The sequence below is a fragment of the Polaribacter marinivivus genome, assembly GCF_042651285.1.
Lineage (GTDB): Bacteria > Bacteroidota > Bacteroidia > Flavobacteriales > Flavobacteriaceae > Polaribacter > Polaribacter marinivivus.
Genome location: NZ_JBHSCY010000001.1, coordinates 1,000,129 through 1,017,375, shown reverse-complemented (window position 1 = coordinate 1,017,375; position 17,247 = coordinate 1,000,129). Strand labels below are relative to the sequence as shown.

Genomic DNA, 17,247 nt, shown 5'->3' with positions numbered 1-17,247 from the left:
TATTGAAAGTTAAAAAGACATATTCTTATGCGCTTTGGTCTGCAATTTATTTAACACTTTTATCTGTTATTATAGCAGGTGTTTCTTATTTTTTTATAATTAAACATTTTGGTGTTAAAACCATAATATTGTCTGTAATTGTTCTATTTTTTGTTTCATTTTTTATTATTCAGTATAGAGCTGAACATTTTATCTATAGACGATTAAAAAAGATATATGAAGAAGTTTCTATTTTAAATGCAAAAGATTTAAAAAGAGAAAATGCTACTACAGATATAGATCAATTATCTAAAAGTATGCAGAAATATGTAGATGGAAAAAGATTGGAAATCAAAAACTTAACAGAAAGAGATTCATTTAGAAGAGACTTTTTAGGGAATGTTGCTCACGAACTTAAAACTCCACTTTTTACAGTTCAAGGGTATATTTTAACGTTATTAGAAGGTGCAATTAATGATAAAAAAATAAGAGCCAAATACTTAGAAAGAGCCAATAAAGGTGTAGAGAGGTTAACAGCCGTAATCAAAGATTTAGACATGATTGCTAAGTTAGAAAACGAAGGTTTAAAACTTAAAATTGAACCTTTTAATATACTTGAACTTGTTCAAAATGTTTTTGATTTGTTTGAAATGAAAGCTAAAAAAAGAAATATTTCTCTTCTTTTTGATAAAGTTTATGAATTTCCTGTTTTTGTAAAAGGTGATATAGAAAAAATAGAACAAGTACTAATTAACTTAATAGTTAATTCAATTAAGTATGGTAAACCTAATGGAAGTACTATAGTTGCTATTGAAAGTTATAATGATAAAAAGTTTATTATCAAGGTAATTGATAATGGTGAAGGTATTAAACAAGAACACCTATCACGTTTATTTGAGCGCTTCTATAGAGTAGATCAAAGTAGATCTAGAGAACAAGGTGGTTCTGGTTTAGGATTATCTATTGTAAAACATATTGTAGAAGCTCACAATGAAAATATACTTTTGAAAAGTACTTATGGTGAAGGTTCTGAATTTTCTTTTACTCTAGAAAAAGCTACCTAATTAAAGTAAATCAAAACCAATATCTTTTCTAAAATTCATTTTATCAAAATGAATTTTTTTTATTGATGCATAACTTTTATCTAATGCCTCTTGAATATTTTCTCCAAATGAAGTAATAGCCATAACTCTACCACCATTTGTTAGTACTTTATCTTCTTTTAAAGAAGTACCTGCATGAAAAACGATAGATTCATTAATGTTCTCTAAACCATTAATTTCTTTATTTTTTTCATAAGCCTCAGGATAACCTCCAGAAACTAGCATAACAGTAGTAGCAGTTTTTGATGTAATAGAAAATGATTTTTCTCCTAAATTTTGGTTTGCAACACCCTCAAATAAATCTAATAAATCTGATTCAATTCTTGGTAAAACAACTTCTGTTTCAGGATCTCCCATCCTTACATTATACTCAACAACAGATGGATTTCCATTATCATTCATTAATCCAATAAAAATGAATCCTCTATAATCTATTCCATCTTTTCGCAAACCATCAACAGTTGGTTTTACGATTAAATCTTCAACTTTTTTAAGAAAAGCATCATCTGCAAATGGCACAGGAGATATTGCTCCCATTCCTCCAGTATTTAATCCCTTGTCACCTTCTCCAATTCTTTTGTAATCTTTAGCTGAAGGCAAAATTTTATAATCAATACCATCAGTTAATACAAAAACAGATAATTCTATTCCTTTTAAAAATTCTTCGATAACAACAGTAGATGAAGCTTCTCCAAATTTTTGATTAGAAACCATTTCTTTTAATTCCTTTTTAGCTTCTTCTAAAGAATTTAAAATAAGAACTCCTTTACCTGCAGCTAATCCGTCTGCTTTTAAAACAAATGGAGGTTTTAATGTTTCTAAGAATGCATAACCTTCTTGTAAATTATCTTTAGTGAAAGATTGATATTTTGCAGTTGGTATATTATGTTTTTGCATGAACTGCTTTGAAAAATCTTTACTTCCTTCTAAAAGAGCACCATCTTTTTTAGGTCCAATAACAGGAATATTTTTAAGTTGTTCATCTGATAAGAAAAAATCGTGTACACCTTCTACTAGTGGAGCTTCTGGACCAACAACCACCATTTTAATGTCTTCATTAAGTACTAAATTCTTAATACCATCAAAATCTGTTGGATTTACATCAACATTTATCGCTATTTTGTTTGTTCCTGCATTTCCAGGAGCAACAAATAGTTTGTTAATTTTTTTACTTTCAGATAGTTTTAATGTAAATGCGTGTTCTCTTCCTCCAGAACCTAAAATAAGTACGTTCATTTTATAATATTAATGATTTTGCAAATATATTTTAAAAAATATCAGAATGCTAAAAACCCCACTTTAAAAAATATTTAATTGCTGAGTTAATATGCATTATAAACAGGTTAAAATCTTTAGATGAGCCCTGCTTTAAAACATGTATTATTTCTTCTTTAGGGTAATATAGCTTTTGTTTATCTATTTTTTCTATTTTCTTACAAATATCAACATCTTCCATATAAAGAAAATAACGTTCATCAAAACCACCAACTTTGATTAAGTCTTCTGTTTTATATAAATGAAAGCAACCAGTTATATAATCTGCGAAAAATGAATATTCCAATTGTTTATCATTATATTTCCCTTTTTCTATATATGAATTAAAAAGAGGTTTTAGAAATGGAAATCTTCTTGCTAACAGTTCAGGAATTTTTGGATACCTTCTACAAGAAAATTGATGCATTCCATCAGGAAATAAAACTTTTGGAGCAATCATAGAAACTATTTCATGTCTGTCTAGTTTTGATATTAAGTTTGGTATTACATTTGAAGTGAAATAAACATCGGGGTTTAAAATTAAATGATGTTTAGACAATGTCTTTATTTGTTCTAAAATTATATTGTGCCCTGCTCCAAATCCAATATTTTTACCAACAGCTATATACTCAACTTCTTCATAACTATATAAATTTTCGAATCGTCTATCTTTATTATTATCAATTAGGTAAAGTTTCTTTTTTAAAGGGGTATTTAAAAAACAGTTTATTGTTTTTGTAAGCTCTTCTAGGTTTTCTTTATATAAAACAATTGAGGCTGTTATAGCAAATTTTTCATCCATCTAATAAGCTTTTTCTTCTTCTTTAAAAACACTTAAAAGAGTTTGTAAAATAATTTTAATATCTAAAAAGAAAGACCAGTTTTCTATATAAAAAATATCTAAACGAACTCTATTTTCAATATCTGATTTTTCTTTAACTTCTCCTCTATATCCTGAGACTTGAGCTAACCCAGTAATACCAGGTTTTACTGAGTTCCTAATTATGTAATTATCTATTTCGTTTAAATATTTCTTTGTTTGAATATTCATATGTGGTCTTGGACCAACTACACTCATATCTCCTTTTAAAACATTGAAAAATTGGGGTAACTCATCTAAGCTTGTTCTTCTTAAAAAAGAACCAACTGATGTAATTCTAGAATCATCTTTTGTTGTCGAAATTTTATCTGCCAGAACATTATTTTTCATTGATCTAATTTTATAACAATAAAATTGTTTTCCATTAGCTCCATCTCTTTTTTGTTTAAATAAAAAATTTCCTTTTGAATTTAATTTTACAATAATCCATAAAATAGGTAACAACCAAGAAAGTATCAATAGACAAACAAAAAAAGAAAAAATTACATCAAAAAATCTTTTTAATATATGTGTTTCTATACGCTCAAAAGGTAATTGTTTTGGTTTTAAAACTGGTATAGTACCATAATATTCAAGAATAAAATCTTTACTATAAATTGCTTTATTTTCTGGTACTAAACTAAAATCTATTTTATGTTTATTACAGAATATTCTAATCTGCTTAAACTTTTCTCTACTCATAGAACTTTCTTCACAATAAACCTCGTCTATATCTTCTTTTAAGATATAATCTAAACCCTGTTCAATAGTTCCTGAATGACCTGTTACATTTGTTTTATCAGTAAAAAAGCCTCTAAACCTATATCCTAAATCTTGCCTTTTCTCGAAAATAGATGCAATGTTTTGTGCTGATTTACTTTTTCCAAATACAACAACATTTCTATAATTATTTCCACTTAATCTGTAGGATTTTAATAGGAAGAAAAAAATAAACTTAAAAAGTGTAATTATGCTTACAAAATAAAATACAATGTTAGATTGTTTGTTTACAATTTGACCTTCTTCAAAAATGGTGAAGTATGCAAAAAAGGCCAATAAAAAAACAAAGAATTGAGATAAAATTAGTGTTATTAATCTTAAAACGTGAGTATATCTATATACGTTATAAAACTTTGTATAATAAGAAATTAGCAGCCAAAAAATACTTAGGTAAATTGAGAACTTTAGATTAAAAAACTGTTTATCTGAAAAAAAATAGACAACAACATTTATAACTATTAAATCAAATAAAATGATTAATGGTCTTATTAAACTTGAATATTTTTTTATCCTCTTTATCACTATTCTGCTAACTTAAAAAAAACTTCTTTAAATTGATTTAGAATTTTTGTTTTTGAAAAGTTGTTTTTCACAAATTCCCTTGCATTTCCTCCATATTCTACTTGTAAATTTTTATTATCCTTTAATTCAATAACAAAATCCACAACTTCATTTATATTATATGTTTCAAAATACTTACCAGCTTTAGATTCTTTTATTATTGATGATACTTCTGATTTTAAATTTCCAGTAATTAATGAAGGCTTTTCACTAGACATCATTGCTAAAATCTTTGATGGCATAACTGTATCTATCACATTATTTTTTTGAAACAATACATGTAAATCTGCACTACACAATAAATTTGATAATTCTGAATAATCTACTGGACTATAAAAATAAATATTATCAAAATCTAACAAGTTTTCCTCAAGCCAAATTCTTTTACTACCATTACCAACAACAATAATTTCAATATCTTTTATAGGTTCTAGTTTCTTAACAAAATCTATAAAAAAATTCCAATCTTGTTTTTCACCAATATTTCCAGAATATAAAATTTTAAATTTTGTTGATGATAAAAATTGATGAGTTTTATAATTATCTGGCTTAATAAAATTAGCATCTACCCAATTAGGTAAAAGTTTTTTATTATTAGTTTCTGTATTAACCTTATTTTTAAGTTTTAAAATCATTGAAGTACTTATAGTACTCAAAAAATCTGCTGATTTTAAAAGCTTTTTCTCAACCCTAAATAATGCCTTAAATATAAAGTTACTGTTAGTTTTATTTTCTATCAAATTAGAATCAGATACTGCATCAAACTCAAAGTCCTGAATATGTACCCACAACTTAGCTCCTTTTAATTTAGATAATATTTTTCCTAAAAAAACACTTCCTATAAAAGGTACTACACATAGTATAACATCTGTTTTTTTTACTTTAAAAATATTAAAGAGCGTACCTAGTGAAAAATCTAATAAATGTAGAATTCTTTTTATAAAGGTTGGTTTTTTGGGCACATATTGCTTATATCTTAAAACTCTTATACCATTTATATTTTCCTCTAAAAATCTTTTTTTTGATCTATACTTTTCATGAATTCTCCATGCAGGATAATAAGGAAATCCAGTAATTACAGTAACATCAATATTACTCAGATTTAAATATTCTGCAAGCTGTGATGTATATAATCCAATAGCTGTATCTTCTGGAAAATAATTGATTCCAATAATAGTAATTTTCTTTTTCAAAGTAGAAACTATTGATTATACGTTAAATATTTAAAACTGCTCAAAAATACTATTATTTATCAAAATTTAAAGGGTTTCTAGAAGAGATGATAGAATAAAAACTGATAAAAAACTAGACTCTATCTTTTATTTCTTTTGCAGGATTACCAATGTAAATTTTATTACTTTTTAAATCTGAATAAACACTACTTCTTGCGCCTACTAATGTCCCTTTTTTAATATTTACTCCTGGAGCAATAAAAACATCTGTTGCTATCCAGCATTCATCTTCTATTATTATTTTTTTTGCATAAATAGGAAATTCTGAATTTTTATAATCATGAGAACCCGTGCATAAATAAGATTTTTGAGATATAACAACATTTTCACCAATCTCTATTTCTCCTAAAGAATATAAATCTACATCATCACCAATCCAAGAATAATCACCAATTGAAATTTTCCAAGGATATGTAATTTTTACAGTGGGTCTTAAGATAACTTTTTTACCAATTTTAGCTCCAAACAACCTAAGCAAAAATCTCCTGTATCCATATAGAAATTGAGGTGAAGTTCTAAACAAAAGACTTTGTACTAACCACCAAATTTGAACAATAAAGGCATTTCTTCGTCTAAAATTTTTTGGTAATTTAAACTTATCTAATTCTTGGACTTTCATTTATTACTTTTATGATTTTTGTTTGAAACTTATTTAAAGTAAAGTTATTTAAAAAATACTTTCTGTTACTTTCTGCAATAGTTTTAATTTTAGTTTTATCATTATCAAGAATCACTAGTTTTTCTATGATATCTGATACATTTTTAGGCCTTACTATAAAACCATTTACTTCTGAGGTTATTATATCTGGTATTCCAGAATGATTTGTTGTAATAATTACATTTTTAGTAGCTAAAGCCTCTAGAATAGAAATTGGCTGACCTTCCATTTTATAAAACGTAGGTAGTATAAATATATTACTCCAATCTAATAGTTCTTTTTTCTGGTTATCATAAACAATACCTATATATTTAGTATGCTCTAGTTTATCAATCTTACTATTAATTTTTTCTTTTAAAGATTCGTCAATATTACCAGCAATCCTAGCAGAATAATTGATGTTTTTCTTTTCTAACTCAAGTAATGTATCTAATAAATATAGTATCCCTTTTTCCTCCATTAAGTTACTTAAAAAAGTAATTTTTAGTTTAGAAAAGTCTTTAGTATGATCTTTATCATAGAGAAAATTTTCTGCAAAATTATAAACCACATAAATATTTTCTTTACTTATAAATGGTGTTAAATTTTTTAATAAAGATTCAGATAATACAATTCCCTTATTAAATTTTGATAGTAAAAAATAAAAATATTTCTTTTTAAAACCTTTTAACAATTTATATTCTGTACCTAGATAATTTCCATGAACGTGAATAATTAATTCTTTCTTTAAAACAAATGCCAAAAGAATAAAAAGGGAATACTTTGCAACTCCAAAAAAAGATTGACCTGGTGTTATATAAATTTTATTTGCATTAAAAACTTTTAATACTTTAAAATTTAAAGAAATAAAAAAAAAGAATTTTTTAAAAGAAAATTTACCAATAGATTCTTCAAAAAAAGGCAAAGAAGTATTTATGATTTGGGTTTTAAATAAATTTGATTTATCTAAAGTTTTTTTTAAAACACTATTTGCTAATGCTACACCAGAAATAGGTTTTGGAAATGGCCCAATAATTAATACTTTTTTCATTCTATTTAAAAATTGAAATAAAGGGACTTGTCATTCTTTCTATTGAATATAGCTCTTTACATTTTTCTGAAATTTGATTTCTTTTTTGAATCCATTTTTCTTTATTTAAAAAAAATGATAATAATTTTTCTCCTAAATCTGTTTGATTATCTGTTTCAAAAAAAATTGAATTAAAACCTTCTATTGAAGCTTCTATTTCTGGAGAATGTTTTTCTGTTCTAGAAATAAGCATTGGAACACCAAAACCTAAACTTTGTGTTATTGACAAACCAACATAACCTGGAGAAATACTTGCAATACTTTTTGAATAATAATCTCTTAAATCATTATAATTAGAAATTTCTCCTAACAACTCTACTCTATTTTTGAGGTTGTTTAATTCAATATAATGTTTGATTGAATCAAATTCAGGTCCTGCACCAATTATTATTAATTTTACATTAATTGGTAAATTATCAATTATATTATGAAAAGACTTTACAAGCAATGAAATTTTCTTCTCCTCAACTAGTCTACCAACATAAATAAAATTTAGTATATCATTTTGATCTGAATGTTTTGGTGACATTTCTTCTTTAAAATAAATAGCATTAGGTGCTGCAAATGTTTTTAAACTACTTATTTGTGACTCTAATTCTTTTTGTTGCTTTAGTGTATAAGTAATATAACCTGTAGATGTTTTTTTAAAAAATTTACGTAAATATTCTGATTTCGATTTTGGTCCTTTTCTAGACCATGCATGCCCCCATAGATAAACTGGTTTATTGAGTAATACCCTTAAGAAAAAAACAATGTAAAATGTTATGTTATTTAAATTAAATTCTATGACAACATTATCAGCTTTTAACACTTTAAAAAAAGGGATATTTTGAAACAAAATTTTTCTTTTAAAGAAAAAATAATTCTTTACCCAAATTACTGATTTTGTTGATGGATCTGAAACAATAGATTTTGAATAAAAATATTTACCTGCAATTATTTTAACTGACTTAGAATTTGAAGTTATAAAATTAAAAAAATTCAATCTATAAGATGGAACACAGGTTTGAATTATGATATTCATTCTTTTTATTTGCTTTTAATTAATGGTATTGTGTTAAATAAAAAACAAAATAAAACTAATCCAGATTGTCTTTCTAAAACATTTTCAGTAAAAAAAAATACACAAAAGTAAACTACTGTCAAAAATAAAAACTTATTATTCTTATAACTTAATCTTAAACCATTATATATGACATATATAAATATCAATAAGGCTAAAATTCCAGAATGTAAAGCAAATCCTAAATATTGATTATGTGGGTTATAAATAACTCCTTCATTATATGTAAAAGTTTTTCTTACACAATTGTTTACACTAGTATTTGTATTTTCTAATCCAACTCCAAACAAAAAGTTTGATTTAAAAATATCGTAAGAGCATTTAATTGTTTCTTTATGAACAAATGTAGAGTTATATTCTACATTTCTTTTTAATATATTATTACTAAACAAATCTGTAAACCTATTTAATTTCGATGGTAATAAAAATATTGTTGTAAAAAAAAGTAGACATAAACTTATTATTATTGGTAGTCTTTCTTTTTTAAAGCTAATAATTATATAAATTATTGAACATGTAACTAAACCAAGAATAGCAATTTTAGATGAGAAAAGAAATATCGGAATTAAAAGGAAAATAATAATTAAAAATAAATAGACCTTGTTTATTTTTTTTGAAGCTTTATTTAAAAAATCTAAACATATTAAAATTGCAACATTCATAAACATAGATATATATGCTGGATCTCTTGAAAAAAAAGAAGAATCTGATAAAGCAGCTTTAAAAAGATTTGAATCAAAATTTGGATACCTTGGGTTTGAATAATTATAAACAAGATAATAAACAACAAATACTAATAATAAAGTTGAACCTAGAAAGGTATACTGCCAAATCTTAAATAACTTATTTACTTCATTCCTTTTTTGATTACTTAATAAATAAAATATTATAGGAAAAATTAATAAAGAAACCAATTGCTCTAATTTCTTGTATGCTAAATAATCAAAACCATCAAAAAATGTAAATAATAAAACTAAAAACAGTAAAGTATTTATTGTATAAAATTTAACTTCTTTTTTTTCTTCATTTACATTAAAAAAATTCTGGACAATTAATAAAAAAATAAAAATGGCAACAAAAACAGCTTCTAATTTTTGAGAAGTTAAAGGGATGAGCCCAAAAAGCAAAAAAGCAATTACTGCAAAAAAACTATTTTTAGAAATATCTATTTTAAATGGAATTCTTATGTTCATATTTAGAATTTATAAATTTAAATTTAAATACGCTGTAAAATGCCATAGCAATATAAAATCCTTTATGGGTATTTAAAGTAAAGCTAAACTGAGTTTCAAAGAAAAAGAAAATAAAAAGTACTAAAGCTGTAAATAAATAGATATTTGAAAAAATCTTTTCTTGATTTCTTATAATAAAATTATATTCAAATAATAGAATATAAATAAAGAAAAAAGACAATAAGGCACCCACAATTCCAAAACTAGAAATTAATTCCATAAATAAATTATGAGCATATGTACCTGTTTCTTCTGCAGATGAGTTTTTATCTGAATAAAAATCACCAAATGTACCAACACTAATTCCCCAGGGTCTATAGATTAAAAGTTTTATTGAATCTAGATATGCAATTAATCTTGGAGAAATAGATTCTGCATCTTTAGGAGCCAAATTGATAAATCTTACTGCAATTTTTTGAACATCAAATGCGCTAATAAATATTATAAAACCAATAAACAAACTTGCTAAAAAACTCATTATAATTTTAATATGTAATTTTATTTTAAAGAACATAAAAAATAACACTATTACAGTTAGTAACATTGCAAAAACAGGACCTCTGGTATTTGTTTTTATTATTGAAAATAAAACGATTCCTAATACAGGTAAAGAGAATAAAATTCGACTCTTTTTTGCAAGTTGAAGTTTAAATGATGGTTTTATATAATATAATAATAAGATAATTAAAGCTGTACAAAGAAAAAGACAAAAAGGAATTGGATATACCCCAGGAAATGTCATTCTTTCATATGGATATTTAGCAATTTTATGTAGATAGAGACTTACTATAGAAAAAGCAACTGCAAAAATTACTATTGACTTTAAAAATTGCAAAAACCTTGTTTTATATTTTTTAGTATTTAAAAAATATACTTTTGTTACCAAATATAAAGGCAAAGCAAGCAATAAAAAAATACAGGTGTAATAAATTGATTTAAAAGTATTTGGAGAAAATATAATAGATATAATCATGACAATACTTAAAACTAGCATAAACAAATCAAAAACATCAGTATGATATTTTATTTTAGATTTATTTAAAAAAATTTTAGAGAGTATAATTATGTAACAAGTAATTGGTAATATAGCTCCTAAAATTAAATCATTCTCATTATAATACCCATAATAAGGAGCCTTATAATCTACATATGGGATAGCTCTAAAAACAACAACATTTAGTAATATCGCTAAAGAAATAGCAGAATTTTTTACTGTTATAACAACAATTAATAGAAATAAAGAATAAGTTAAAACTTGCTCCATATATTTAATTTCTTATTTCAGAACTTGCTCCCATTCCATTTTCCATTTTCTAAAAGAAAAACTTTTTACAGATGTTTCTCTAGCATTTTTACTTAATGATAATAATTCATCAGGATTATTTATTAAGTATTCTATTTTTTTAACAAAATCAGTAGCAGTTGGATTTACTAAAAAACCATTAAAACCATCTATTAAAATATTTGTCATACCTCCTATATTACTAGCAATTGGAACACAACCACAAGCCATAGATTCTAACAAACTTAAAGAAGTGCCTTCACTTGCTAATGATGGCACTATAGAAATATCATAATTTAACGATACATCAATAGCTTCATCAAAATTAAAACTAGAAATTGTTACATTATTAAAATCACCAAGTTCTTTTTTAATATAATCATTAAGAACACCTTCACCATAAATACCAAAATTAACATTGTCGTATTTGCTTAGTATAGCTTTAACAACTTCACACAACACAAAGACTCCTCTATATGCTACAAATCTTCTAGCAAATAAAATATTAATAGCAGTAGTATCTTTTAGTACATTTAAATTTGGAATTTTTGTGAAGTTAGGAATAACAACAGCTCTATTAGTATAACTTCTTGGCAAAATTGTTCTTATCCAATTTAAAAAATTATAATCTACACAAACTACTGTTTTAGATCTTAAAAAATATTTGACTGCACTCAAATATTGGAAAAAACGATAGGTAACAGATAGTAGTAAACTCTTTTTCAAAATATTTCCTATTTTGATATTTTCATAATCTAAAAAATCAAATGTAATACCATGTTGGATTGAAACAGTTTTATTATGGTTTGTTTTACAAGCTATCCTATCTGAAGCCCAAATAATATAATCTTCATCATTTAAATTAGACTTTATATTATTATATAACTGCTTGCCCAAATTATGGTTCTTTTTAATTTTAAAGCCTTGTACAGTATAATCTTTAAACTCTTTTTTAAAGTATTGATTTGATTTTTGTATTATCTTAATATTGTATTTAATATGAAAAACTTCTATTAAACCAAGTATATAATTTTGAATTCCTCCAATACTGATTTTATTCTGTTCATAGATGAAAAATTCAGAATAAATAATATATAGAGTCTTTTTTTTTGACATAACTTAATGGTAAGTTTTAAAACCTCTTGACCAAATTAATTTTTAAATTAAATATCTTGTTAATAATAACAATTGAATGATTTAATTCTTAGATTTTAAAAACCAGTTAACAGAAATAAAACATAAAAATATTAATGATAAAATTAGTAATAATAATCTTAAATAAAGGTCTAAATTAAATGTAGTAATCCAAAAACTAACTAATACTAAAGACCAAATTGATATACTTTGTATAGAATAGATAAAATTCTTTTGTATAATTTCTTTTTTAATGTAAAAAGGTAAAATAAAAATTGAATTTATTAAATAAGCCAAAACAAAAGCTAGAGCTCTTCCTTGTGCACCTTTATCTACAAAATAAAATGTAAATACAATTGCTAAAAATGCCCATATTAAATTATCAAAAAAACCATACCACATTTTATTGACAGCTGCTAAATTTCTTGAAATACCTTGTCTATGACTTATAAAAATGATAAAAATAGCTATATAAATTACTGTTTTATACATTTCAATGTTATGATATTTTTCATCAAATATATAAGTAAAGAAATCTGGTAGAAATATTAAAAAAAGACTTAAGAATACACCTATCAACCAAGGCATATTCAAATTTAAAAAATCGAACTTTTTATTTTTTTTATTAAATAATCTAACAGCAAATGGATATAAAACTTGCCCAACCATAGAATTAAAAGTCATAGCTATAATTGAAAAATTAAATGCAGCTTCATAAATACCCATAGCTACAAAACCATTATTAGATTTAACCAAAATGTTATTACAAACTAAAATAGTTGGACTTATGATAAAACCTCCTAGGAATGAAGGAATACTAAACTTTTTAATAATTTTAAACTCGCTTTTAATATTAAAAAAATTTAATTTAATATCAACTTCTTTTACTGCTCTTTGAAGGTATATTTGAGAGCAGATAAAAAGAATAAAAAACAAGAGAGCCATACCAAAACAATAACCTAGAACACCATAGTACTTAGTTAAAAGAAACAAAATTGGAATAGATAGTACACCATTAATTATATTAATTATCGATATATTTTTAAATTTTTCAAATCCTGCTAAAGCTCCATTTTGGTAACCATTTATTGCAGAAAAAAGTATTGCTATAGAAATTAAAAAAGTACCTAATGTAAAACCCTCTTTATTAATAACATGTCTACTGAAATATGTAGAAAAAGCATTAATACCTATAAAAATAATTAGACTTACTAAGACTGTAGATAAAAGCGTTAAGGATAGTATTTTACCAACTCTAGATAAATCTTTTTCTTTATAAATAGCAATATATCTAGTTGCTGTTACCCCAAAACTAGCTAAACTAAACATAGTAAATGTTACTATAATAGACTTAATAATACCTATTTCTCCATACTCTTCTAAGCTTACTACATCAGTTATAAAAATTGTAGTTAGAAAAAAAAGACCTCTTGAAATAAATGTACCTAAGAAAGACCAAAAGACTCCATTTGCAATTTTTAATTTTATATCTGAATCAATTAGTTTATTTAAGTTTTTAATTTTCAATATTTTTATTTTTATGATATTCTATCAATTAATGAAAATCAAAATTATATTATAAACTTATGGAATTCTTTTAATTGCATATCTTTTTTAGATAATATTATTTTATCCTTTGGAATTTTCCAATCAATATTCAATTTTTTATCATTGTAAATTACCCCATCTTCAGATAAAGGATTATAATAATTATCACATCTGTAAGCAACTATAGTATCATTTTCTAACACTGAAAAACCATGTAAAAATCCTCTTGGTATTAAAATTTGCTTTTGGTTTTCTTTACTTAATTCAGTAGTAAAAACTTTACCAAAAGTTTTAGAATTTATTCTAACATCAACAACTACATCTAAAATTTTACCTTGTATAACTCTTACTAATTTTGCCTGAGCAAATTCACCTTTTTGTAAATGCAATCCTCTTATTACCCCATATTTAGATATGGACTGATTACCCATAACGAATTCACCTTCAAAGCCTGTTAATTGTTTTAGTTGATTCTTATTATATTCTAACAAGAAACTCCCTCTTTCATCTTCAAAAAAAGCAGGCTTTATTATAAAACAATCTTTAAAAGGGGTTTCTATTATCATACTAAATATCTAAAAGTTTATTACCATAACCACTTTTCAATAATGGTTCAGCTAATTTTTTTAATTGACTTTTATTTATAAATCCACTTCTAAAAATTAATTTTTATTTAAAAAAAGAAATAAAATTTGAACCTATAAAACCTTCACCACCAGTAACAAGAAGAGTTTTCATCTTTAATTCTTCTTATAATTTTCTAAAAATTTATTTATTTTTAAAAGTAATAAAAAGACAATCATTAAAGCTGCAGATAAAGCTCCTAAAATAAAAATGTAGTTCTTTGTTACTCCTTTAATTTCATAACCAACAGGCTGAAAATTAGAAATTACGTTAATAACTTCAAATTCTGCTGCTTTTTGATCTGCTAAATCTTTTAAGTCTGAGTTTATTCTTCTGTTAGTTTCAAATAATTCAAGCTCTTTCGTTGTTCTTTTCTCTCCTCCTAAATCTATACTTGTCCCTGTAGACTGTTTTTTTGCTTCTTCAATCATTACAGTCATATAAACTTTTCTTAATGAATCTATTTGGGCTAAATTCTCTCTGTAAACAGAATCTGTTCTGTTTAAGTTTTCATTGGTAAGTTCTTTTAATCTCTTAAAATATTTATTTTCTACGATAGAAGAAATTATTTTATTTTCTAACTTATTAAAAACGTTATTCTTTTCAGATATTACTTGTACTTTATGAATTTTATAGTCATAATCTGAAAAAGAGGCTTTAAATTCATCAAATGAATAACTTCTAACAGTTGTAGTATCTACCTCAGTTATAAATTCATTATACCCATTAATAATATCATTTTCATTTACAATAGGTTCTACAGTAAACTTTTTTAATGATGCTGCGTCTTCTTTACTTAAGTTAAAAGTATTAACAAGACCAATAGTATCTTTTTGTTTTACAAGATCATTATAAAATTGAATATTATTGTACAGTTGCATTACACTTTTAAAGTTAGGTTCAAGTAATAAATCTGAACCATATTTTTCAGGTGAATTAGATTGAAGGAAAAATCCACAAATTGCACCAAAAATGGTAGCAAGACCAATTTTAATAAAATTCTTTTTTAAGAATAGTAATATTTCTATTAAAAAATCAAAAATGCCTTTAAATATACTTCCAATGAAGTTGAAAAACTTTGAAAATCCTTTTCCAATAATAATAAACAAAGAGCCTAAATCTACCTCTTCTTCATTATTTTGTTGTTTTTGGTTAGTTGACATATAATTTTAACTGTTAAAAATTTGTTCTAATATTTTTTGAGTAATCGCATAAGTAGGCACAACTCCTGTCATACCTAAACCTCCTGATGCCAATGTTGCTCCTGTTTCTAAAGGGTTATCAGAGGCGTAATAAGCATATCTTACTTTTACATCTTTAGAAATATTATCTCTAATTCTAGATGCAGATTGAATTGCTTTTTGATAATGAGCTCCCTCCATTTCTAAGCCAATTACATTCCAAGTAGAATCATGAAAAAACTTTAGTAAATCTTTGTTTTGTAAAGATGTTCCTAAAACTGACACCATTGATCCATCAAAAACTTTTACTCCAAATCCTTCTAAATCTTCTTTTTTTAATTCATTTTCAAAAGGATAATTGTCTGCTGTTCCTTCGAAAATATGGGCATTAGGTATCATTATATCTCCTTTGCCTCCTTCTAAAATCCCTGCTTTACCCATAATTGAGACAGACTTAACATCTAAATGTATATTTTTACTTTCGCCAATATAAGGCTTAAGTAATTCATCCATAGTTTCATAAGCTTGTTCTCCAAAAGCATAATCCATAACAATAATTACAGGATTTTCTTCTGTGTTTTCTCTTTTTTCAAACGATAGAATATCAAAGTTTATTTTATGAGTATCAATTATTTGTACATCTATGTTTGTCCCTGAATTATCATCAATAAAGATTAATCCATTTCTTAAGGCAAAGTCCTTAACTTTTTCTTGTAATTCTTTACTTTTTTTATCGCTCAGTAATTGAAATAAATCAAAGTCTTTTTTTGAAATACTTTCTTTTTGTAGTGCATTCTTTGCATAGATAGAGTTTAAAACGCTATGCATATTTGCACTAATTATATGAATTGGTCTTTCTAATAGATTATAATGATTTAATACATTTTTTATTTCATTAGCCCAAATTTCACCATAAATGTGATGACCAATTTCTTCTACTAAAACCGAACTAAAAGTAATGGTTCTTTTTTTACTTTCTAATACTTCATATATAGCTAATTTACCTAACCAATAAATGAGTTTAAAAAATTTATGAGGATTTTTTTCAGTAGAAAATACTTTGTAAGCTGCAAGAACTTCGTTAAATGTTCTTCCTAATATATTACCTAAATGAACTATAAGTACTTCTTTTTCTTTCTCAGAAATTACTTTATCATGTAAAATAACATCTTCTAAATGTTTCCATTCTCTAGTAAAATTTTCACCCTCATTTATAGTAACTCTATTTTGAATTTTATGAGATTCTATAAATAAAAAAGTCAAATGTGTAAGTATATCATAGATTTCAGATCTCCCTCTTGTAATCTCAATATTCATTTGATCTTTATCTATTCTATAACAATTTCTTCTTCTTTTAGGAGGAATTATAGGCTTAAAGTGAGAGTTTTTATATCCTTCATCAGCAGTTAAATTAATAAACTGACATTCTTCTATGCCTTCAGGTAATCTTTCTATGACATAAATTAATCCATTTAATTCTACTCTTTCTTCTGCAATAGAACCATAAATTTCTGGCCGTAAAAGCAAAAGCGATTTCCTTAACGTTTCACCAGAAACACCCATAGGTTTGTAAAAGCCTCTACTAAATAAATGTCTCATAGAAATATATAATTTTTCTATGGCATTGGTAGATTCTTGTGCTCTAGTTCTATCTATGTTTTTTACTTGTTGCATTTATTTTTTTGATA

The 17,247-nt window shown here is 24.9% G+C and carries 15 protein-coding genes; 1 reads left to right on the top strand and 14 read right to left on the bottom strand.

The features are described 5' to 3' along the window. Window positions 1–2: 2 nt before the first annotated feature. The gene (locus ACFOWD_RS04760) at window positions 3–1,043 is read left to right on the top strand and encodes a sensor histidine kinase (protein ID WP_298991349.1); all 1,041 of its coding nucleotides are present in this window, start codon (window positions 3–5) and stop codon (window positions 1,041–1,043) included. Here ACFOWD_RS04760 and purD read toward each other — a convergent pair whose 3' ends face one another. The 14 genes from purD to ACFOWD_RS04690 all read right to left on the bottom strand — a co-directional run bounded on the left by purD (window position 1,044) and on the right by ACFOWD_RS04690 (window position 17,233). Beyond that, entirely contained in the window at window positions 1,044–2,318 is a 1,275-nt protein-coding gene (gene purD, locus ACFOWD_RS04755) for a phosphoribosylamine--glycine ligase (RefSeq protein WP_377408551.1), read from the bottom strand. Window positions 2,319–2,367: 49 nt separating this feature from the next. Then, window positions 2,368–3,138, bottom strand: coding sequence for a glycosyl transferase family 2 (locus ACFOWD_RS04750; protein ID WP_377408549.1), 771 nt, complete (start codon window positions 3,136–3,138; stop codon window positions 2,368–2,370). Further along, the gene (locus tag ACFOWD_RS04745) at window positions 3,139–4,497 is read right to left on the bottom strand and encodes an exopolysaccharide biosynthesis polyprenyl glycosylphosphotransferase (protein WP_377408547.1); all 1,359 of its coding nucleotides are present in this window, start codon (window positions 4,495–4,497) and stop codon (window positions 3,139–3,141) included. Next, window positions 4,497–5,729, bottom strand: a complete 1,233-nt coding sequence (locus ACFOWD_RS04740) for a WcaI family glycosyltransferase (protein ID WP_377408545.1) — start codon at window positions 5,727–5,729, stop codon at window positions 4,497–4,499. The genes ACFOWD_RS04745 and ACFOWD_RS04740 overlap by 1 nt, the downstream gene beginning before the upstream one ends. A gap of 112 nt (window positions 5,730–5,841) precedes the next feature. Continuing rightward, window positions 5,842–6,387: a putative colanic acid biosynthesis acetyltransferase gene (locus ACFOWD_RS04735; RefSeq protein WP_377408543.1), complete on the bottom strand. Its 546-nt coding sequence runs from the start codon at window positions 6,385–6,387 to the stop codon at window positions 5,842–5,844. Beyond that, window positions 6,365–7,456 carry a glycosyltransferase family 4 protein gene (locus ACFOWD_RS04730; RefSeq protein WP_377408541.1) on the bottom strand — a complete coding sequence of 364 codons (1,092 nt, stop codon included), beginning with the start codon at window positions 7,454–7,456 and terminating at the stop codon, window positions 6,365–6,367. Before ACFOWD_RS04730 ends, ACFOWD_RS04735 begins: the two co-directional genes overlap by 23 nt. A gap of 1 nt (window position 7,457) precedes the next feature. Continuing rightward, window positions 7,458–8,519: a glycosyltransferase gene (locus tag ACFOWD_RS04725; RefSeq protein ID WP_377408539.1), complete on the bottom strand. Its 1,062-nt coding sequence runs from the start codon at window positions 8,517–8,519 to the stop codon at window positions 7,458–7,460. Between the two features lie 5 nt (window positions 8,520–8,524). Then, complete coding sequence (locus ACFOWD_RS04720; protein ID WP_377408537.1) at window positions 8,525–9,751, bottom strand: O-antigen ligase family protein; 1,227 nt, start codon at window positions 9,749–9,751, stop codon at window positions 8,525–8,527. Further along, complete coding sequence (locus ACFOWD_RS04715) at window positions 9,729–11,054, bottom strand: O-antigen ligase family protein (protein ID WP_377408535.1); 1,326 nt, start codon at window positions 11,052–11,054, stop codon at window positions 9,729–9,731. Before ACFOWD_RS04715 ends, ACFOWD_RS04720 begins: the two co-directional genes overlap by 23 nt. Before the next feature lie 12 nt (window positions 11,055–11,066). After that, the gene (locus ACFOWD_RS04710) at window positions 11,067–12,188 is read right to left on the bottom strand and encodes a glycosyltransferase family 4 protein (RefSeq protein WP_377408533.1); all 1,122 of its coding nucleotides are present in this window, start codon (window positions 12,186–12,188) and stop codon (window positions 11,067–11,069) included. Window positions 12,189–12,269: 81 nt separating this feature from the next. Then, on the bottom strand, window positions 12,270–13,733 hold the full coding sequence (locus tag ACFOWD_RS04705; protein WP_377408531.1) for an oligosaccharide flippase family protein: 1,464 nt from the start codon (window positions 13,731–13,733) through the stop codon (window positions 12,270–12,272). Window positions 13,734–13,777: 44 nt separating this feature from the next. Then, window positions 13,778–14,320, bottom strand: coding sequence for a dTDP-4-dehydrorhamnose 3,5-epimerase (rfbC, locus tag ACFOWD_RS04700; RefSeq protein WP_377408529.1), 543 nt, complete (start codon window positions 14,318–14,320; stop codon window positions 13,778–13,780). A gap of 174 nt (window positions 14,321–14,494) precedes the next feature. Then, on the bottom strand, window positions 14,495–15,541 hold the full coding sequence (locus ACFOWD_RS04695; protein ID WP_377408527.1) for a hypothetical protein: 1,047 nt from the start codon (window positions 15,539–15,541) through the stop codon (window positions 14,495–14,497). Between the two features lie 6 nt (window positions 15,542–15,547). Continuing rightward, window positions 15,548–17,233 carry a DUF6909 family protein gene (locus ACFOWD_RS04690; protein WP_377408525.1) on the bottom strand — a complete coding sequence of 562 codons (1,686 nt, stop codon included), beginning with the start codon at window positions 17,231–17,233 and terminating at the stop codon, window positions 15,548–15,550. Window positions 17,234–17,247: the final 14 nt, after the last annotated feature.